We start from the raw sequence: 20,034 nt of genomic DNA on the forward strand, positions 1-20,034 counted from the left end.
TCGCCTTCGTATGTGCCGTCGTCTTTGGTCGCGACTTCAACAACTAACTTAGTTTCACCCGCTTTGACGGTGTAAGAGCCGTCAGCGTTTGGTGTTACTACGTTACCTTGGGCATCTTTCACAACAATGCTAGAGATATCGTCCGCTGTTGCTGTGCCGTAAAGGGTTTCTAGCGTAACGCTCACGTCGACGGATGCAGCTTTGCTTAAGCTCACATCGAAGCTCGCGGTCGAGCCTTCGTTAATCACTTTGCTGTCTTCGATACTCACCGATGGGCGGTCATCTGGATTTGGATTTGTTGGATCAACAGGACCTTTACCATCATCTTTGATGGTCAGCTCACCGGTTCCCGTGCCAATTACGCCGACTGCGCCCGTCACTTTAAGGCTCAGTTTCTCATCGCCTTCGTATGTGCCGTCGTCTTTAGTCTCGACTTCAACGACTAACTTAGTTTCACCCGCTTTGACTGTGTAAGAGCCATCAGCGTTAGGTGTCACTACGTTACCCGCGGCATCTTTCACCACAATGCTGGTGATATCATCCGCTGTTGCGGTGCCGTAAAGGGTTTCTAGCGTTACGCTCACGTCAACTGATGCGGCTTTGCTTAAGCTCACATCAAAGCTCGCTGTTGAGCCTTCGTTAATCACTTTGCTGTCTTCGATGCTCACCGATGGGCGGTCATCTGGATTCACTGGCGGAGTAGGATCGGTTGGGTCAACAGGGCCGGTGCCGTCATCTTTTATGGTTAGCTCGCCCGTACCTGAGCCTGTCACGCCCGTGGCGCCAGTCACTTTCAGGCTCAGCTTCTCATCGCCTTCGTACGTGCCGTCGTCTTTGGTCTCGACTTCTACGACTAACTTAGTTTCACCCGCTTTGACTGTGTAAGAGCCATCAGCGTTCGGTGTCATTACGTTACCAGCGGCATCTTTCACAACAACGCTGTTGATGTCGTCCGCTGTTGCTGTGCCGTAAAGGGTTTCTAGCGTTACGCTGACGTCGATGGATGCAGCTTTGCTTAAGCTGACATCGAAGCTCGCGGTTGAACCTTCGTTAATAACTTTGCTGTCTTCGATGCTCACACTTGGGCGATCATCTGGATTCACTGGCGGAGTAGGATCGGTTGGGTCTACAGGACCGGTGCCATCATCTTTAATGGTTAGCTCACCCGTACCCGTACCCGTGACGCCGGTTGCACCCGTCACTTTCAGGCTCAGTTTCTCATCGCCTTCGTACGTACCTTCGTCTTTGGTCTCGACTTCAACGGTTAACTTAGTTTCACCCGCTTTGACTGTGTAAGAGCCGTCAACGTTTGGGGTCACTACGTTACCCGCGGCATCTTTCACAACAATACTTGTGATGTCGTCCGCTGTTGCCGTTCCGTATAACGTCTCTAGCGTAACGCTCACATCGCCTGAAGCAGCTTTACTTAGACTTACTTCGAAAATTGCTGTTGAGCCTTCATTAATAATTTGGCTGTCTTCAATAGTTACGGTTGGCTCAACTTCTATTGAACGGAACAGATCAAGCAAACTCAAGCTTTGAGTTCGGGACAAACCCAAGCCTTCGAAACCACTTGTTACAAATTCGGTAACTGGGATGGTTTCGTCACCATCGCGCTCAATGGTCCCACTGCTCACTAAGCTCGATCCACGTACACCTGCTGCAGTTGCGAACTCTTCGCCTAACTCTGTAGGATCTTGCCCTTCTTCTAAAGCGGCAAAAATATTTTCAATGTCTTGGTCAAGTTCGACTTCATCGCCATCTTTTCCTTGTGGCGTAAAGCGCTTAACTGAAATCTGAGATTCAGAATTTACATTTTGGGATTCTAAAACGACATCCCCAGCTTGTAATGGCTGGCCGTCTTCTAGGACCTTGATTGTGCCATCTATCGAAATAACAATGCGTTGACCTAATGCTAATGCACCGCTCGCATTCAATACTGTCATGTCCATATAAATCCCTAAGCTCATTTTCTGTTTGCGACGTCAAAATAGTGACATCAATTTTATAATCTAGTGACAATATAACATCTAATGTCATATAATTCCTAGCTATGAATTGCATGTTTAATAACTTACAATGTAAACGAATGATAACGGTCACTGGGTGATAATTAAGATGACGAAAACTTCCATATAAGTTATTGTCTTAGGGAAAGATAACCCAAACACTCAAATCAAATTTAAGTACTCAAAATCGACTTAAATTGTACGACGATCGGTTAACAACTTTACAACCATTTACGAATGCTCATTGGGCATTCGTTATTTTTTTGGCGGTTCATCTAAATTTGATATATTCGAGCTTAAAAGCGACAAAATTAGGTGATACTCCATTTTTGGGAGATTGAAATTGAACTGGATTAAAACGACTACATTAGGGTTGGCTATTGCACTCAGTTTACCGGCTAGCGCACAAACCTTAGAGCAAGCCGTCGCGTTTACTTTAGAAAGTAACCCTGAAATCAAAGCGGCATATAACCAGTACGTAAGTCAACGTTACCTTAACGATGCTTCTGGTGGAGCTTACCGCCCGAGTATAGATTTAGACGGTGGCATTGGTTACGAATATACGGATTTGGCGACGAATTCGAGCTCAACAGATCTAACGCGTAAAGAAGCAGCAATTACGTTGACACAACTCATTTGGGATGGCGCGAATACTTCTAACGACATTGATCGTACCGCTGCTGATGCAGAGTCTGTCCGTTATCAATTACTATCTAGCGCTCAAGATATTGCACTGCAAGTAACCAAAGTCTATCTTGATTCAGTTAAAGCTTATGAAGTGCTTACACTTTCTGAAAACAATCTGGCGACGCACAAAAATATCTATGTAGATATCAAGAAACGAGTTGATTCAGGCATTGGATCTACGGCAGACATGTCTCAGGTAGAAGCTCGTATTGCAAAAGCGCATGGTAATTTACTGGCAGCTCAAAATAATTTATTTGATGCCCATACTCAATTCAAACGCCTTGTTGGCCAAGCCCCACTAGGCTTGGTATACCCACGTGCTGATGCAGGCTCTATTCCTTATACGATCGACGGTGCTTTGGCAAAAGCCTTTAACCAACACCCGGTTATCAAAATTGCACAAGCTGACGTAGATTCAGCGAAGTTCCAATACAAGCAGTCGAAGAGTACCAACTACCCAACTGTTTCTTTTGAAGCCGCTCAAAGGTGGCGCGATGATGCAGGTGGTACGAAAGGCAACAGCGATGAATTTTCTGCGATGCTTCGCTTAAAGTACAATCTCTATAACGGTGGAGCCGATCAAGACCGTGCCGAAAGTGCCGCTTATCAACTCAACAAAGCAAAAGACCTACGTGAGAGTACTTACCGTAATGTAGAAGAAAGCTTACGCCTTTCATGGAGCGCTCTTGACTTAACCGTTCAGCAGAAAGATTTCTTGTCGGATCACGTAGACTCGGCTTCTGACACCGTTATCTCTTATGAAAAACAATACCGAATTGGTAAGCGTACCCTTCTCGATCTACTTAACACTGAAAATGAACTCTTCGAAGCACGTAAGGGATTTTTAGACGCTAAGTACGATGTACAATACGCAAAGTATAGAGTCATGAATGCGACAGGTAATCTATTAACAGGGTTACGTGTAGAGACTCCACAAGAATGGAATGAAAAGGTAGAATATTAATGAAGCTTCTCAAAACTATACTCCCACTATGCTTCGTGGTTGCTTCTGCCAACATCATGGCTGAAACAAATGATGAATTCACTTATCGTGCTCTTCCTAGCACCACACAAAGTTATGATCTCGAAGATGATGATAATGATGGTGTTATCAACGCTCGCGATTTATGTATAGACACACAAATAGGCGCTGAAATAGATAATGATGGCTGTGGCTCGTATTTCGAGTCTAGCGAAGAAAAAGATCTTCATATTTTATTTGCCAATGACTCTGCAGAAATTAAACCTGTGTTTCTGAGCCAAATTCGTCAAATGGCTGCGTTTCTAAAGCGTTACGAAAACACAAGTATTCAATTGCAAGGTTATGCTAGTAAAGTAGGTAATGCCGAATACAATCTCAAGCTCTCAGAAGAACGTGCGGTCAATGTAAGACGTGCGCTCATCAGCAACGGTATCCCGCCATCAAGAGTCTATACCGTAGGGTACGGAGATGCTGGCTTCCGTGATAATGACACTGAAACTAATCATGCATTGAACAGAAAAGTCGTAGCCTCTGTTGTTGGTTTTAAAGGCAACATCAAAGAAGAGTGGCATATATTTACTAAAATCGGCAAATAGATTCTACCGCACTCAAACCATACTGAAACGTTTGGTAAGCGTTTCAGTATCCTTATAATTCCTTGATCGCCATATACCTACCCCTTGTATAATGTTAATCTTGTCTTGTTATCAACATAGAGAAATTATTCATGAGCAAACTAACCGCTGATACTCAAGCAAATCTAGAACTTTTCGTTTCTGAAACACAAGAAACTAAACTGGTATGGGGCCTTCGCAACGAAGAAGGTTGGCTAGCATGTGACTCAAGTGAATTCGAAAACAGTGAAGTGATGCCGTTCTGGTCTTCAAAAGAGGACGCTCAGACTCACAACGTTGAAGAGTGGGCAGACTTCGAAGTATTAGAAATCCCACTAGATATCTTTGTAGAAGATTGGTTACTGACCCTAGCTGAAGATGGTGTTCTTGTTGGTACTAACTGGAATGCAACATTAGAAGGCAAAGAACTAGAGCCTTCTGATCTAGCGAAATTATACATCTAGCTTTCAAGATCGGTCGTACATAGCGTACGACCGGTTACCCATAATAAGCCATTGATAATTAGAGATTTACCTCACATAAAAAACCATCAACCTACCAAAAAAATTGAAGCAACATCAAACTAACAATAGAATATCGTTCTTTATCTGATTGATATTATCTCGTGATTCACTTCATTTTCATTGCCTTTTTGCTTTTCATCAATCTTTATTCTTTTAGCCAAGCATCAACATTGGATCATGAATCTTATCCAACAATTAGCTCCTCGGCATTAGCTCCCCACACAACTCCAAATGCTGATTGGAACGCACTCTATTTGTCGACTCTAACTCATTCCCCTTCGCGCGCATTGAACATGCTGCAAACACGCTACACTAGCTCAACAACCTACGGGGATAAGCTCTACCTATCGGCACTGCTATATCAATACATGAGCCAGCGCGATCAACCGTTTTATGGAATCGCTTCAAACGACAGTGACTACCAAGCAATAGAACAAGCGTTTATTAACGCCCTAGTAAATGATGGACAAGGTCAGTACAAAGAAGCTCAGCAAGGCTTTTTGTCCATATTAGTAAAAATGCAATCAATCAACGATGTTACAGGTAGAGCATTATTAAAATACCAATTATGTCGTTCTCTCAATGAGCAAGCTAAATACCATCAAGCGAACTATTATTGTTCTGCACTTCAGTCGGATTTGCATGACATTGCTGACCCTGTGTTACCAAAGTTTGGTACTTATCGAGTCATCGCCAACAATCACCATTTCCGTAGCGACTATCAAGCAGCGTTAAGCACCTATCTCGCACTGATCAACGTGTTCCCACAAGGACATGATATTTCGGGGATCTATAACGATGTGGGTAATTTGCTCAAAGAGTTAAAGCAATATGAAAAATCGGCAGAGTACCTCAAAGAAGCACTCACATTAAGAGGAAGTGCTTCTGATTTGATGAAAGCACAAGTGCATCATAGCCTTGCAGATCTCTACCTTAACCAAGAGCAAAGTGACTTAGCAATTAACCACTTTCAAACAGCAAGAACACTGCTAAGCTCATCTTCACATAGCTACGGTATCGCACTAACAAGTCTTGGCTTAGGAAAAGCTTACACTCAAATTAGAGACTATGATTTGGCAAGAGGTTACTTAGTCAACTCTCTGTCAGCTTCGAATGAATTAAGTAACGACGTCATTCGTCTTAACGCTTACTTGGCGATAAGCGATATGTTCGAAGAGCAAAAACTTAAAACGGAAGCGCTCAATTATGCACAACAAGCTTTGGAGCTATCCGAACAAGTCACAAGACACAAATACACAGCTCAAGCACTACTTCAACTTTCTGATATTTATCAAACTCTCAGCGATTACAAGCAAGCTTTCTATTTCTATCAGCGATACACATTAATACAGTTCGAAACCCGAGATATAGATAATAGGTTGGCTTTTGAAGCACTAGATCTAGCTCATGCTAGGTACGAAAAAGAACTAGAGAGTTCTTTCCTGAGACATCAAGCAAATTTAGACCGACTTCAAATCGAAAAGATGGAACATCAAAGGATGGTGTATAACATCGTTGTTATTCTATTGCTGTGTGCGGCTAGCTTTATGATCTTCACAAACAAAGCCATTCGTGCAAAAGCAGCAATCGATGCCATGACAAAGGCGTATAGTCGGACCGAGATAATACGAAGAATCAAGCGTATCAAAGCCTGCAAAGGAACAGAAAAACAACATGTTCTCGTTTTGCTCGATCTAGATAAATTCAAGAAAATTAATGACCAATATGGCCACCCTACTGGTGATAGAGCACTCGTTCATATAAGTCAGCAAATAAGACAACATTTAATTAAAGGTGAGCTGTTCGGGCGCTTAGGCGGCGAAGAATTTCTGATTATGCTTACTGATACAAAACCAGCTGAAGTACAAGAGCGTGTAGAGGAGTTACATTATGCTATTTCGAGTGCAGTTTTCTTATCAGAAAGCAAAAAGCCACTTAATGTAACCGCGAGTTTTGCTTATCTAGCAACCTCAAACGCATTAAGTGACTTTGATGACTTATACTCGGTTCTTGACCAAGCACTTTATCAAGCGAAGAATAATGGTCGAAACTGCATCATCGATGCTTATAACGACCCAATAGACTCACCTGATGTTATTTATTCTCAGCCTGTTTACGAACCAAATCAGCCATAATACCCTCGCGATCACCTAGGTAATCGTTAAGGCCAACTTTACGCAGTTCACATGCAGGGCAATCGCCACAACCATCACCAACAATGCCGTTGTAACAAGTCAGTGTTTTGTTTCTAACAAGCTCAAGTGCTGAGTACTGGTCTGCTAACGCCCATGTCTCAGCCTTGTTTAACCACATTAACGGTGTTTTAATATCAAGCTGCTTATCCATGCCCTGTACAAGCGCAGAATTCATCGCTTTCACAAAATCATTACGACAATCAGGGTAGCCTGAGAAATCTGTTTCACACACACCAGTAATCACAGTTTCAGCGCCGATTTGGTACGCGTAAATACCTGCCAAAGTTAAGAACAGAATATTACGACCAGGAACGAATGAGTTCGGCAGCCCATTTTCTTGCAACTCATGAGACACAGGAATATCGTCACGAGTCAGAGAGCTGATAGCCAGTTCATTCAACAGAGTCACATCCATTACTTTGTGCGCTTTCACACCAAGTTCTTTCGACAATGACTCAGCAACTTCGATCTCGAGTCTATGGCGCTGACCATAATCAAACGTAATCGCATGAACTTCATCATACTCTTTTAATGCTTGAACAAGACACGTTGTTGAGTCTTGACCACCACTGAATACTACAACTGCTTTTTTCATCTTAAATCCTTACGAGAACCTTCTACTAGCGACTTATCTTGTCCAGTAAAAATACAACCTATGCGATGCTCAAATATTTGTGAGTTTGTATTGATAAGCGCCAATTGCGCTCAATGCAGGTATCAATACAAAGCTGAGTTGCGCGTTCTTTTTGGCTAATCGGCTGAAGCGCAATAACTGTATTTTCAGGGACATCGGCTCTAGCAATAAGAGCATCTAGTTGCTCGATGTCTTTACCTGTACCAACAGGATGTTTGATTTCATTCGCACGAACGAGTGCGCTATCAAGGATATCCAACTTGGCTTTCATTGCGACTTTTGGTGACACCGTAACCCAAGTATCCGGTGTGGCTTTTACTTCTGATGTTCCGCTGGTCTCAATCTGACAGCGACAACCGTGCTGCTCAAATGCTTCAGTAAGAGGGACAAGATCATAGATGCACGGCTCACCACCAGTAATCACAATGTGCTTCGCGGTGTAACCTTGCTTGATATATTCATTCACGATTCCTTGCGCATCAATTGCAGACCAAGTCGGTGAATCCTCTGTCTTAACCATAATATCACCAAGGCTCGTTTCATCTTCCGGCAACGCTTCCCAAGTCTGTTTGGTATCACACCAAGAACAGCCTACAGGGCAAATTTGCAGTCGAACAAAAACAGCAGGAACGCCGGTAAATACGCCCTCGCCCTGGATGGTTTCAAACATTTCATTAATCTTGTACAACTTACCCTCAGCTCAATCATTTGATGAAATTAATCAACCGCAGACCTTAAAGCACTTGCCCCTTTTGGTCAAACAAATGAGTACTGATAAATGAGTTGATCAAAGCCCTAGCCTGAACTTTCAAGTTCCCTTATCCTTTCGCCCATTAGATTTCGTTAGCTTTTAATTTTTTAGTAAGGAACAACATGTACAAACTGATTGCTCTTGATATGGATGGCACACTGCTCAACAGTGATAAAGTAATTTCTCAAGAGAACAAAGACGCGATTGCCAAAGCACGCGCTGCAGGTGTGAAAGTGGTTCTGGCTTCTGGTCGTCCTTTAGAAGGCATGCAGAGTAAGTTAGACGAGCTTTCAATCAACGGCGAAGATGACTTTGTGCTCTTCTACAACGGCTCTATGGTTCAAAACGTCTCTACAAAAGAACTCATTCATAGTGAGATCAGCAATGGTAAAGCCGCGAAAGAGATCGCAGCCCTCGCTGTACAGCTTGGTGGTTATGTTCATGCATTCAGCAAGATTCATGGCTTAATCACACCTGAGAACAATGAGTACACTGGTATTGAAGCGCGTATTAACGGCTTAGAGATTACCGAGTTCGACTTTTCTCAACTAGAAGATGACCACGAAATCATCAAAACTATGATTGTCGCAGAACCAAGCAAGCTGACTGAAATCATCGGCAAGTTGCCACAAGAGCTTAAGACTCAATTTACTATCGTGCAAAGTGCACCATTCTTCTTAGAGTTCCTAAACCCAAATTCAAACAAGGGTGTCGGTATTGAGGCGATAGCTAAGCACTTGGGTATTACAGCAGAAGAAGTAATCTGCATGGGTGACGCTGAAAACGATCATCATATGCTTGAATACGCTGGCCTTGGCATTGCAATGGAAAACGCAATGGAAGAAACCAAGAAACTGGCGGATCACATCACAGCAAGCAACGACGACCATGGTGTAGCGGTCGCTATTGAGAAATTTATCTTCAACTCATAAACGCTCAGCAGCTATAGTGAGAATTACTTTTTGCTTGTTGCACAAATGACAAAGGCTGTGCACTGCACAGCCTTTTTTGATTTTATATTAGTCGGTTCGCCTACTCTCTTTTCCATGGCAGACGAAATGCCACTACACCAAATAGAATCAAGATTGGGAAACGTAAGGTCTCAACGATAAATGAAGCGATGCCACTGAATGAGACGAAACTTCCTGCCCAGCTAATCAGCAGATTTCCCGCTAACAACATCGCCATCACTCCAAATACAATCTTGAATGAAAACTGGCCGACCAAAGGCTTCGCATCCGTTAACGTTACTAAGCATGCAATCGTCATCAAAATTGCCACCCAGAAAGAGAATGTTGGCAGTGGCCATATCACCGTGAGAACAATCGACAGTAAGCACAATGCCCACCAGACACCTTTAGAGCTTAATAAGGCACTAATATCAACATCAGGTTTCGCATCTAATCTCACGATGTGCCAAGTCGTTAACGCGCCCAATACGCCTCCCATTAAGACATCACTAAAGAACGCACTGCCTGAATAAGACGTAAATAACATAATCCACAGTAGGCCCGCGAGCACTATCAAAATCGATTTTTGCTCCAAGAGGCGCTTTAGTTTCCAAAAGACTAACAAGGTTAAACTCACCCACAAGCCAGCCAATAAACTTGGAAAGCTATAGCCACTGCTCATCACTAGCTTCAATGTTGGCAAGTAAGCATGCGGACGTGGAAAACCAAACCCTTGATGGGCGATTAAAGTGAGCAATGTCACCGAGATCAAAGTGAAGCCAAACTTCAACGCGAAGTTACGGCCAAAATGCCAAGCAATTAGCGGCAATATCACGATGAAAATCCATGGCTTCGCTAACGAGTCAGTTAAAAGCACAGTATTCGCAAACACGCTTGGCATATTATCGAACGCGTTTTGAAGCGACACAATCCAATTTAATTCAACTTGATGGACTTTCGGTGCCGCGCCCACCAGCTCAGTCACATACGTCACAGGTTGATCTGTCGCGGATAGAAAGAATTCGTTAATCTCAGACCATTGCTCTGGGTAACGGTATTCATTGGCTTGCAACTCCGTAGGTGGCAATAACATCGCGCGACTGACTTCCACACCATAATGAGGAGCAAACCAGATTGGTAGCTCAAAGCCACCTAACTCATTTCGAGCTTTGTAACTGATCACTTCAGAGTCAGAGACACAATCATACACAACGGCACTGTCGGTATATCCCAACACATCACCGACCGTTACCGACAACCCCGCCTCTTCCCAAGTTTCTCGTTGCGCCGCGACCGATGGCGGTTCACCAGAAACCACAGTGCCTCCCGGTAGAGACAATTGACCTGTAATCAACTCATCAACCAACACGATTTGGTTATCAGCACGTACTACACACAAGGCGCCCGCGATATGATCGGGCAAAGTGTTGCTTGCCCAAGCGGAAGTAGTACTCAAAAGAGACAATATGAAAACTAATAAATATCGAATAGCCAACGAGTTTACCTAAAAATAAGAGAAAAAGTTAAAGACTGCTCTAGTGTAATCAAACACGCACAAAATCGCTGTCTACGTTTTGTGCAAAGCCTTCCTCATCCATTGAATGTGAGGTGTGAACCCCATTTTTTGATAGAAGTCCTTGGCAGGTGAATTAAAGTCCCAAACCTCTACAAAGACTTGTTCAACCCCATAATCATCAAAAGTCGCTTCAACTTTGCTAAACAACTTTTCAGCAATCGATTCTTTTCGATAATCAGGCAAGACAAACAGTTCATCGACACTCCCCATCGGCACCGGTTTACTCACCGTTGAGATAAGCTCACAAAAATGTCCGGAGATAAAGCCAACAATGAGCTCACCTTTTAATGCCACATAAACCAAGCATTCAGGATCATCCAAGTAACGTGCAATGCTTTTTTCCTGCTCAATCTCTTCTGCCGTTTTAAAGTGCTCTGGGCTAGCAAGGTGGTGATGATGGTGGAGATCGAACATTAACTCGTTAAGTTGTTCCAAATCCGCGTGCTTTGCGGCCCTTAAGGTGACATTCATGACTATTGCGCTTCTCAAACCAAATTAATATCTAAACTGAGTCTAGTTTACTTGCCACGAGTATCTATACAAGTTATTGAATTAATTCATTGTTTGAAGTGTGTATTTTAGATACAAAAACGGCCACATTATGTGGCCATTCTGTTTGAATGATTTTCAATTAAACGAATATCTAGGCTTTAGCTTTAGTTGTAGCTTCAGCTTTATGCGCCGTTGTCCTCTTTCTCTTCTTTGAGATCAGCAAGCTGTTGTTCTAGTTCAATAAGCTTAATTTCAGCCTCTACTTCAGCAACTCGCTTTTCTGCATCGGTGCGATTGTCTTGCGCCAGACCATCAGCAGTGACTTGGGTTCGTTGTGCGTTTCTTGCATCGTCCGTATCTTTCATTGAACCAGCAACACCACCGGTCACACCACCCAATGCAGCACCCTTCGCGGCTAAGCTCGCATCTCCAGTTAGAGCGCCTGCTGTCGCTCCTAATAAAGCACCACCCACAGCACCACGATTACGTGCAGCATTCTCATTTTCGTTATCCATTGCTGGTGATGCGCAACCAGAAAGAGTCACAATCAGTGTCGCTAAAAGAAAAGGTTTAGTGAATTTCATAGGAGTCTCGCTTAGTTCTTCGTTTGGAGTAGAGCCATCTTAAGCAGAACCGTTAATGAGATAAATAAAGCCACGTTTAGACGATACATCAAGTTCAGTTATGTATCATTCAACCATCGCATAAGTGCTTATTGATATATATCTTTGAGCTCGCCTTAGCCTGACAAACAAAAAAGGCGACCAATTAGGTCGCCTCATCGCTCTTTCTCTATAATTATTCTCTTTCAGATGTCGCTCTTAGCCTTTGGACCAAAAGTTTTGCATATTTTCTGCACTAGGTGGTGGCCTAACACCGCAATCTCGATAATGATTTTTATCGCCGATCCCCAGTATCTTGCCATTTTCGTCATCAATCATAGCGGCAACTTTAACACCGGCTCCCACATGACGAGTCAACACAACAATTTCACCAGCTCTTTCAGATCTTACCGCGCCTAAGATTTGATATTCGTAGCGGCCTTTCCTTGAATTAACGATCATCTTCGAGTTAATCGGGTCGGCTTCATACCCCACGCCCATATCAAAAACCGCTTGATAGAGATCGACGCCAGTCTTGGACACACATTTAAATATCTTGGGTTGACTCAATGGCTCTAACAACGCTCTACTCGCTTCATCCTTTGAAATACTGGCACTAGCAGCACCACTGACCAGTAAAGCAATCAACAAAAAGTAAGCTCGCATAAAAAGACCTCAATATGTGGGAATCATAATGAGGTCATAGTAAACGAAATGGATAAGCGGATGAATAAAGTAGAGTTTAGGTAAACCATCACGCTGGCTTATGTATAAATCAACAAGCCGAAGATTAGATTACCTAACCAACAAAACTTATTTTCCGAGCTTTTCAGCAATTTCCGTTAAGCTGGTAGGGTCGTCAATCGTCGAAGGCACCACATATTGTTCACCTTCTGCGATCTGTCGTATGGTTCTGCGCAAAATCTTACCGGAGCGCGTCTTAGGTAATCTCTCAACAACCAAGGCTTGCTTAAAACACGCGACCGCGCCAATCTCATTGCGAACCTTGCCAACCAACTCCGCTTGCAACTCAATGCCATCGACTTTTACGCCATCTTTTAGCACAACTAAACCAAGAGGTAGCTGCCCTTTTAAGTCATCGTGAATACCGACTACCGCACATTCTGCAATGGCTGGGTGACCACCCACGATCTCTTCCATTTCTCCCGTCGACAGACGGTGTCCCGCTACGTTTATCACATCGTCGATACGGCCCATGATAAATAGATACCCATCTTCATCAAGATAGCCACCGTCCCCAGAAACATAATAGCCTGGGAACTGACTCAAATAGCCGGATTCAAACCGATCATGATTGCGCCATACCGTGGGTAAACAACCAGGCGGCAATGGTCGTTTAAGTGCCACAAACCCTTGTTGATTCGTTTGTGCGATTTCACCCAATTCATTGAGGATCTCCACTTGGTAACCGGGTACTGGCTTGGTTGAGGAACCCGCTTTTACAGGCAAAGATTCAAGCCCTGTTGGATTGGCAGAAATAGCCCAACCCGTTTCGGTTTGCCACCAGTGGTCGATAACCGGTTTATTGGTATGAGATTCAACCCAATCCAATGTTGGCGGGTCCAAACGCTCTCCCGCCATAAAAATCGACTTGAGCGATGATAAGTCATACTTGGTGAGCAACTCGCCTTCGGGATCTTCTTTCTTGATTGCCCTAAACGCTGTTGGCGCAGAAAACAATACATCGACGTTGTACTCTTCACACACACGCCAGAATGCGCCGGGATCTGGCGTTCGTACTGGCTTGCCTTCAAACAAAATGGTCGTACAGCCATGAATCAATGGCGCATACACAATGTAGGAATGCCCCACGACCCAACCGACATCAGAAGCTGCCCAAAACACACCATCTTGCGGCATATCGTAAATAGTGCTCATCGAGTATTTCATGGCAACCGCATGACCACCATTATCGCGCACCACGCCTTTTGGCTTACCCGTCGTCCCTGATGTATACAAGATATATAGTGGGTCAGTCGCTAGAACAGGCACACATACGTGAGGCAAAGCATCCTCAACAGCTTGCTGCCAAAGTACATCACGTTCGTTGTTCAATTCGGCTAGAGACTGCTCTCTTTGGAATACCACCACTTTCTCAGGCTTCCAACGACTGTCCATGATCGCGCGATCGGCCATCGGCTTATATGGCAGGACTTTATTTATCTCGACACCACAGGATGCAGTAATCAACACCTTGGGCTCGGCATCTTCAATTCGAACGGCAAGCTCATGAGGAGCAAAACCACCAAACACCACCGAATGCACCGCGCCTAGTCGTGCACAGGCCAACATTGCCATCGCCGCTTCAGGAATCATTGGCATGTAGATCACCACACGATCGCCTTTGGTTACGCCTTGCGTGGCTAACATACCTGCGACTTTTGCCACTTGGTCACGCAATTGATTGTAAGTGTATGAGGATTGATTTCCTGTAACTGGAGAATCGTAAATCAGCGCGGTATTGTCACCTCGTCCATTTTCACAATGATAATCCAGCGCGAGCCAGCAGGTGTTCATCACCCCATCAGGAAACCAACGCTCAATACCATTCTCATCAGTTTGTAATATCGTTTTTGGTGGTTCAAACCAATCTATCGCTTGTGCTTGCGTTTCCCAGAACGAATTGGGGTCTTCCCTCGCCCATTGATACTCGGTGATGTAATCTGTTTTTCTATTCATTCGATTCGTAGCAGACATAATGCCTCCTCCATGATTTATCCATTAGTCCAAGCGCCTTGCTTTTGGCTGTGTCACTTGGGTGCACTCTTTTCTCAGCGTTGTGTTCGTGAACATTTGACCGTTCACGACAATCGCTTTACTTAGGAAAAGGCACACGGATGGCACCTTCCATGATCACTCGGGCACTACGACTCATAATCGCCCGTTCTATTTTCCAGCCGCTTTCCGTCTGAATAGCTTTAGCACCCACTTTTAAGGTTCCTGATGGATGACCAAAGGTCACAAAATCTCGGGAACCCTCACCGGCTGCCAAGTTCACTAACGTACCTGGCACACTCGCCGCTGAAGCAATGGCGACCGCAGCTGTCCCCATCATGGCGTGATGCAGTTGTCCCATAGACAAAGCACGCACCAGAAGGTCAGTATCTTCGGCAGCAACCGATTTACCACTGGAGGCTTGGTACGCTTGAGGCTTAGCAACAAACGCGACTTTAGGTGTGTGTTGGCGTGATTCAGCTTGTTCTAAAGAATCAATAAGACCCATAGCTACTGCACCATGTGCTCGGATGGACTCAAACAGAGCCAAGGCTTTGGCATCGCTATTGATATCGGATTGAAGCTCTGTGCCTTGGTAACCAACCGATTCAGCATCGACAAAAATGGTGGGTATTCCGGCATTGATGTATGTCGCTTTAATACACCCCAGATCTGGAACATCTAAAAAATCGACAACATTCCCTGTTGGGAACATAGAGCCACTCGCATCGGCTGGATCTAGGAAATCGACTTGGATCTCAGCGGCGGGGAAAGTGACACCATCGAGCTCAAAGTCACCTAACTCTTGGACTTTCCCATTGGTGATAGGTACATGAACAATAATGGTTTTCTCTATGTTCACTTGCCATACTCGCACCTCCACCACACCGTTTTCTGGAATACGATTCGAATCGACTAAGCAACTATGAATTGCAAATGGGCCCACTGCAGCAGACAAATTGCCGCAGTTACCGCTCCAATCAACGAACGGCTTGTCTATTGCTACTTGGCCGAATAAGTAATCAACATCGTGATCGGCTTTACTGCTTTTCGAAACAATAACGGTTTTACTGGTACTGGATGTTGCACCACCCATGCCGTCGGTTTGTTTGCCATAAGGATCTGGACTACCAATCACGCGCAGAAGTAATGCGTCTCGAGCTTCTCCGGCAACTTGCGCAGCTTCAGGTAAGTCACTTAAGTTGAAGAAAACGCCTTTGCTTGTTCCGCCCCGCATGTAGGTAGCAGGTACTTTTATCTGTTTGATGTTCATAACTAGCTCCTACTGTGCGAGAAAGTCTTTAGCGAAACGTTGCAATACGCCACCAGCGCTGTACACATTCACTTCGTCTGCGGTGTCTAGTCGGCAGGTCACAGGAACATCAAGCTTTTCACCGTTTTTACGAGTGATGACGAGAGCCAAATCAGAACAGGCTTCAATGTCACCGTACACGTCGTAAAGCTCGGTGCCGTCCAGTTCTAAGGTGTTGCGATTGTTCCCCGCTTTGAATTGCAGAGGCAGCACGCCCATGCCAACCAAGTTGGTTCTGTGAATTCGTTCAAACCCTTCAGCAACAATCACTTCAACACCCGCTAAGCGCACACCTTTGGCAGCCCAATCACGTGATGAACCTTGGCCATAATCGGCACCCGCCACGACAATCAAAGGCTGTTTACGGTTCATGTAGGTTTCTATCGCTTCCCACATTCGCGTAACTTGGCCTTCGGGTTCAACTCTTGCTAATGAACCTTGCACGACTTCTCCAGCGTCTTTCACCATTTCATTAAACAGCTTAGGGTTAGCGAACGTCGCTCGTTGCGCGGTTAAGTGATCACCTCGATGAGTCGCATAAGAGTTAAAGTCCTCTTCTGGGACTTCCATTTTGGTGAGGTATTCCCCCGCTGCGCTCGAAGCGAGAATCGCATTTGAAGGAGATAAATGATCCGTAGTGATGTTGTCACCCAGAATCGCTAAAGGTCTCATACCAGATAGGCTTCGTTCTCCCGCAAGAGCACCTTCCCAATAAGGTGGTCTGCGAATATAGGTACTTTGAGGTCGCCAGTCATAAAGCGGTTCAGTCGTCACCTGTTCCTCGTCTGGCTGGAACATTTTTACGTAGATTTGTTGGAATTGCTGAGGCTTTACGTGCTCACCGACAACGGCATCGATCTCTGCATCACTCGGCCATAAATCACTTAAGTAGATTGGCTTACCATTGTTGTCGGTGCCTAAGCTGTCTTTCTCGATATCAAAGCGAATCGTGCCAGCCAACGCGTAAGCAACCACCAACGGCGGTGAGGCTAAAAACGCTTGTTTGGCATAGGGATGGATTCGACCATCAAAGTTTCGATTCCCTGACAACACAGCAGTTGAGTACAGGTTGCGGTCGATGATCTCTTGTTGGATTGTAGGATCCAACGCCCCACTCATTCCGTTACAGGTAGTACACGCATAACCCACGATACCGAAGCCTAATTGTTCCAGCTCAGGTAGCAAACCTGCCGACTCAAGATAGAGCTTGGCAACTTTAGAGCCCGGCGCAAATGACGTTTTCACCCACGGCTTACGAACTAATCCAAGCTGATTGGCTTTCTTTGCCACCAATGCTGCGGCGACTACGTTTCTTGGGTTGCTGGTGTTGGTACAAGAAGTAATTGCCGCAATGATTACGGCACCATCGGGCATCTGTTCATCGCTGAACTGCTTAGCATGCTGCTCTTTCCAAGATGCTTGACTGATGCCTTGTTCAGCCAACTCTCTGGTTGGCAAACGGCGATGAGGGTTAGACGGCCCTGCAAGATTGCGCTCAACCTTCGATAAATCAAACTCAAGTACACGCTCATATTGAGCAGAATCGAGATCGTCAGCCCATAGCCCAGTTTGCTTGGCGTAGCGTTCAACTAGTTCAACCTGCTCAGGCTCTCGACCAGTGAGTTTCAGGTATTGAATAGTCTGCTCATCGATATAGAACATACCCGCTGTCGCACCGTACTCTGGCGTCATATTGGAGATGGTTGCGCGGTCACCAATGGTCAGTGCACGAGCCCCCTCACCGAAGAATTCCAAATAGCTTGAGACCACTCTCTCATTGCGAAGGAACTCAGTAATCGCAAGCACAATATCCGTTGCAGTTATCCCTTCTTGTCGTTGACCAGTCAGTTTAACGCCGACAATATCAGGCAAACGCATCATTGACGGACGACCGAGCATCACAGTCTCAGCTTCCAAACCGCCCACACCAATCGCAATAACGCCTAGCGCATCAACATGAGGAGTATGGCTGTCGGTACCGACACAAGTATCAGGAAACGCGATACCTTCTTTGGATTGAATAACCGGAGACATTTTCTCCAAGTTAATCTGGTGCATGATCCCGTTACCCGCAGGAATCACATTCACGTTCTTAAACGCGGTTTTACACCATTCAATAAAGTGAAAACGGTCTTCGTTTCTGCGCTCTTCTATCCCACGGTTTTTATCAAACGCTTCGCTATCAAAACCCGCGTGTTCCACTGCCAGCGAATGGTCAACAATCAATTGAGTTTCGACAACGGGATTCACCTTGGCAGGGTCTCCGCCTTGGTCGGCAATCGCGTCTCTTAACCCAGCCAAATCAACCAAAGCTGTTTGACCTAGAATGTCATGACACACTACGCGCGCAGGATACCAAGGAAAATCTAAGTCGCTCTTGCGTTCAATAATCTGTTTTAAGCTGTCTTCAAGGGTTTCAGGATTACAGCGTCTTACTAATTGCTCTGCTAATACTCTCGACGTATAAGGCAAGGTTTTGTAAGCACCTGAAGATATTGCTTCTACCGCTTCGCAAGCGTCGAAATATTCTAAACCCGTTCCCGGTAAAACCTTTCGATACTTGTTTTCATCAAGCTCTTGGTTTCTTTCAAGTTTTACATCAGACATACATCCACCATTATCTGTTAAATTCTATTCGTTGGTTCTCGAGGCCTTATCACATGAAGAGAAAAGTCACCTCGATATATAAGTCGGCTCGATATAGAGGACTAACGTAAATGGATTGGCAGCCAGTCTTGATGCTCTGGCCCAGTGTAGTCTGCGCTTGGGCGAATAATGCGATTGTTTTCTCTTTGTTCGAACACGTGGGCTGTCCAACCTGTAAGGCGGCTCATCACGAAGATAGGAGTAAACAATTTGGTTGGGATGTCCATGAAGTGGTAAGCCGATGCATGGAAGAAGTCCGCATTACAGAACAGCCCTTTCTCGCGCTTCATTACAGCTTCAACACGCTCAGAAACGGCATAAAGCTGTTTATCTCCCACCTCTTGAGCAAGCTCTTTTGACCAACGCTTGATTAGAGCATTTCGTGGGTCGCTTTCACGATAAATGGCATGACCGAAGCCCATGATCTTGTCTTTGTTAGCAAGCATCTGCATGATGTTGGTTTCTGCTTCATCAGCGGTTTGCCAATCTTGGATCATTTCCATCGCCGCTTCATTCGCACCGCCATGTAAAGGACCTCTCAACGTACCAATCGCTGCGGTGACACAAGAGTGGATATCCGACAGCGTTGATGCACACACACGAGCGGCAAAAGTCGAAGCATTAAACTCATGTTCCGCGTAAAGGGTTAGCGAGCAGTGCATCACCTTCTTGTGAAGTTCACTCGGTGCTTTATCCGTTAGCATTTTCAAGAAGTAGCCACCCAAACATGCTTCACTTTGATCTTCAGTATCAATGCGCACGCCATCATGGCTAAAGCGATACCAGTAACAAATAATCGCAGGAAAAAGTGCAAGCATACGTTCTGTTGCTGATAGTTGCTCAGAGAAGTCCGATTCTTGCTCTAAGTTACCCAACATTGAACAGCCCGTTCTCATCACATCCATTGGATGAGCGTCAGCAGGGATAAGCTCTAATGCTACTTTCAAAGGTTGAGGCAAGCCGCGCAGACCAACCAACAATGTTTTGTAATCATCAAGCTCTTTTTCACTGGGTAAATGACCTCTTAGTAGCAGATGCGCCACTTCTTCGAACTGAGCATGATTAGCAAGGTCGGTTATATCATAGCCACGGTAGGTCAAACCCGTTCCTGACTGGCCTACCGTACATAGCGCCGTAGTTCCCGCACTCTGGCCACGTAGACCAGCACCACCTATTGCAGGTGCGCTTACTGGTGTACTTGCTGTTTTTTCGCTTTGTTGTTGGTTTTCTGTAGAAGCCTTTTCGACAGTTGCTTTATCACTCAAAGATACAGACATGTTGAACTCCTTTTCTGTGTTAGCCGCCTGCACTCTTTGGTGCTGCC

General features: G+C 45.0%; 16 protein-coding genes. 5 read left to right on the forward strand and 11 right to left on the reverse strand.

Annotated elements, in window-relative coordinates:
• Positions 1 to 1,952: Calx-beta domain-containing protein (locus AB4232_RS03150; protein ID WP_372086162.1), on the reverse strand; the 1,952-nt coding region annotated here is incomplete at its 3' end.
• 400 nt (positions 1,953 to 2,352) lie between these two features.
• On the opposite strand from AB4232_RS03150, the gene AB4232_RS03155 reads away from it, so the two are divergent.
• The 4 genes from AB4232_RS03155 (at position 2,353) to AB4232_RS03170 (ending at position 6,951) form a co-directional block, all read left to right on the forward strand.
• A complete protein-coding gene (locus AB4232_RS03155) occupies positions 2,353 to 3,660 on the forward strand; it encodes a TolC family outer membrane protein (protein WP_372086165.1) in 1,308 nt (435 codons plus the stop codon).
• Complete coding sequence (locus AB4232_RS03160; RefSeq protein WP_017103074.1) at positions 3,660 to 4,274, forward strand: OmpA family protein; 615 nt, start codon at positions 3,660 to 3,662, stop codon at positions 4,272 to 4,274. The genes AB4232_RS03155 and AB4232_RS03160 overlap by 1 nt, the downstream gene beginning before the upstream one ends.
• Before the next feature lie 131 nt (positions 4,275 to 4,405).
• The gene (locus tag AB4232_RS03165) at positions 4,406 to 4,756 is read left to right on the forward strand and encodes a DUF2750 domain-containing protein (protein WP_017062305.1); all 351 of its coding nucleotides are present in this window, start codon (positions 4,406 to 4,408) and stop codon (positions 4,754 to 4,756) included.
• Between the two features lie 161 nt (positions 4,757 to 4,917).
• Positions 4,918 to 6,951: a diguanylate cyclase gene (locus AB4232_RS03170; RefSeq protein WP_372086168.1), complete on the forward strand. Its 2,034-nt coding sequence runs from the start codon at positions 4,918 to 4,920 to the stop codon at positions 6,949 to 6,951.
• Here the strand turns inward: AB4232_RS03170 and queC are convergent.
• Together queC and queE are read right to left on the reverse strand one after the other, a co-directional pair.
• Positions 6,911 to 7,606, reverse strand: a complete 696-nt coding sequence (queC, locus tag AB4232_RS03175; RefSeq protein WP_102257278.1) for a 7-cyano-7-deazaguanine synthase QueC — start codon at positions 7,604 to 7,606, stop codon at positions 6,911 to 6,913. The two genes, AB4232_RS03170 and queC, sit on opposite strands and share 41 nt — an antisense overlap.
• A gap of 58 nt (positions 7,607 to 7,664) precedes the next feature.
• Positions 7,665 to 8,333 (reverse strand): 7-carboxy-7-deazaguanine synthase QueE, encoded by a 669-nt coding sequence (queE, locus tag AB4232_RS03180; RefSeq protein ID WP_017082671.1) that lies wholly within the window; start codon positions 8,331 to 8,333, stop codon positions 7,665 to 7,667.
• 185 nt (positions 8,334 to 8,518) lie between these two features.
• Here queE and AB4232_RS03185 point away from each other — a divergent pair, with 185 nt between their 5' ends.
• Positions 8,519 to 9,328: a Cof-type HAD-IIB family hydrolase gene (locus tag AB4232_RS03185; RefSeq protein WP_061025504.1), complete on the forward strand. Its 810-nt coding sequence runs from the start codon at positions 8,519 to 8,521 to the stop codon at positions 9,326 to 9,328.
• Positions 9,329 to 9,428: 100 nt separating this feature from the next.
• Here AB4232_RS03185 and AB4232_RS03190 read toward each other — a convergent pair whose 3' ends face one another.
• The 8 genes from AB4232_RS03190 to prpC all read right to left on the reverse strand — a co-directional run bounded on the left by AB4232_RS03190 (position 9,429) and on the right by prpC (position 19,987).
• Positions 9,429 to 10,841, reverse strand: a complete 1,413-nt coding sequence (locus AB4232_RS03190) for an NUDIX domain-containing protein (RefSeq protein ID WP_372086172.1) — start codon at positions 10,839 to 10,841, stop codon at positions 9,429 to 9,431.
• A 72-nt stretch (positions 10,842 to 10,913) separates the two neighbouring features.
• Complete coding sequence (locus AB4232_RS03195) at positions 10,914 to 11,393, reverse strand: GNAT family N-acetyltransferase (RefSeq protein ID WP_065682181.1); 480 nt, start codon at positions 11,391 to 11,393, stop codon at positions 10,914 to 10,916.
• Positions 11,394 to 11,596: 203 nt separating this feature from the next.
• Positions 11,597 to 11,998: a glycine zipper domain-containing protein gene (locus AB4232_RS03200; RefSeq protein WP_004733606.1), complete on the reverse strand. Its 402-nt coding sequence runs from the start codon at positions 11,996 to 11,998 to the stop codon at positions 11,597 to 11,599.
• Positions 11,999 to 12,235: 237 nt separating this feature from the next.
• Positions 12,236 to 12,682 (reverse strand): hypothetical protein, encoded by a 447-nt coding sequence (locus AB4232_RS03205; RefSeq protein ID WP_372086175.1) that lies wholly within the window; start codon positions 12,680 to 12,682, stop codon positions 12,236 to 12,238.
• A 147-nt stretch (positions 12,683 to 12,829) separates the two neighbouring features.
• A complete protein-coding gene (locus AB4232_RS03210; protein WP_372086178.1) occupies positions 12,830 to 14,734 on the reverse strand; it encodes a propionyl-CoA synthetase in 1,905 nt (634 codons plus the stop codon).
• Positions 14,735 to 14,852: 118 nt separating this feature from the next.
• Positions 14,853 to 16,025 (reverse strand): 2-methylaconitate cis-trans isomerase PrpF, encoded by a 1,173-nt coding sequence (gene prpF / locus AB4232_RS03215; protein WP_065682183.1) that lies wholly within the window; start codon positions 16,023 to 16,025, stop codon positions 14,853 to 14,855.
• Between the two features lie 9 nt (positions 16,026 to 16,034).
• Positions 16,035 to 18,671: a Fe/S-dependent 2-methylisocitrate dehydratase AcnD gene (acnD, locus tag AB4232_RS03220; protein WP_372086181.1), complete on the reverse strand. Its 2,637-nt coding sequence runs from the start codon at positions 18,669 to 18,671 to the stop codon at positions 16,035 to 16,037.
• Between the two features lie 101 nt (positions 18,672 to 18,772).
• Positions 18,773 to 19,987: a 2-methylcitrate synthase gene (gene prpC, locus AB4232_RS03225; protein ID WP_372086184.1), complete on the reverse strand. Its 1,215-nt coding sequence runs from the start codon at positions 19,985 to 19,987 to the stop codon at positions 18,773 to 18,775.
• Positions 19,988 to 20,034 lie beyond the last annotated feature (47 nt).

The organism is Vibrio sp. 10N.286.46.A8 (assembly GCF_041470165.1).
GTDB lineage: Bacteria > Pseudomonadota > Gammaproteobacteria > Enterobacterales > Vibrionaceae > Vibrio > Vibrio tasmaniensis_A.

Excerpts from the sequence above, each read along its gene's own strand:
- AB4232_RS03205 (WP_372086175.1), bottom strand. The coding sequence starts at position 12,682 with ATGCGAGCTTACTTTTTGTTGATTGCTTTACTGGTCAGTGGTGCTGCT.
- prpC (WP_372086184.1), bottom strand. The coding sequence starts at position 19,987 with ATGTCTGTATCTTTGAGTGATAAAGCAACTGTCGAAAAGGCTTCTACA.
- AB4232_RS03195 (WP_065682181.1), bottom strand. The coding sequence starts at position 11,393 with ATGAATGTCACCTTAAGGGCCGCAAAGCACGCGGATTTGGAACAACTT.
- prpF (WP_065682183.1), bottom strand. The coding sequence starts at position 16,025 with ATGAACATCAAACAGATAAAAGTACCTGCTACCTACATGCGGGGCGGA.
- acnD (WP_372086181.1), bottom strand. The coding sequence starts at position 18,671 with ATGTCTGATGTAAAACTTGAAAGAAACCAAGAGCTTGATGAAAACAAG.
- AB4232_RS03165 (WP_017062305.1), top strand. The coding sequence starts at position 4,406 with ATGAGCAAACTAACCGCTGATACTCAAGCAAATCTAGAACTTTTCGTT.
- queC (WP_102257278.1), bottom strand. The coding sequence starts at position 7,606 with ATGAAAAAAGCAGTTGTAGTATTCAGTGGTGGTCAAGACTCAACAACG.
- AB4232_RS03200 (WP_004733606.1), bottom strand. The coding sequence starts at position 11,998 with ATGAAATTCACTAAACCTTTTCTTTTAGCGACACTGATTGTGACTCTT.
- AB4232_RS03160 (WP_017103074.1), top strand. The coding sequence starts at position 3,660 with ATGAAGCTTCTCAAAACTATACTCCCACTATGCTTCGTGGTTGCTTCT.
- AB4232_RS03185 (WP_061025504.1), top strand. The coding sequence starts at position 8,519 with ATGTACAAACTGATTGCTCTTGATATGGATGGCACACTGCTCAACAGT.
- AB4232_RS03210 (WP_372086178.1), bottom strand. The coding sequence starts at position 14,734 with ATGTCTGCTACGAATCGAATGAATAGAAAAACAGATTACATCACCGAG.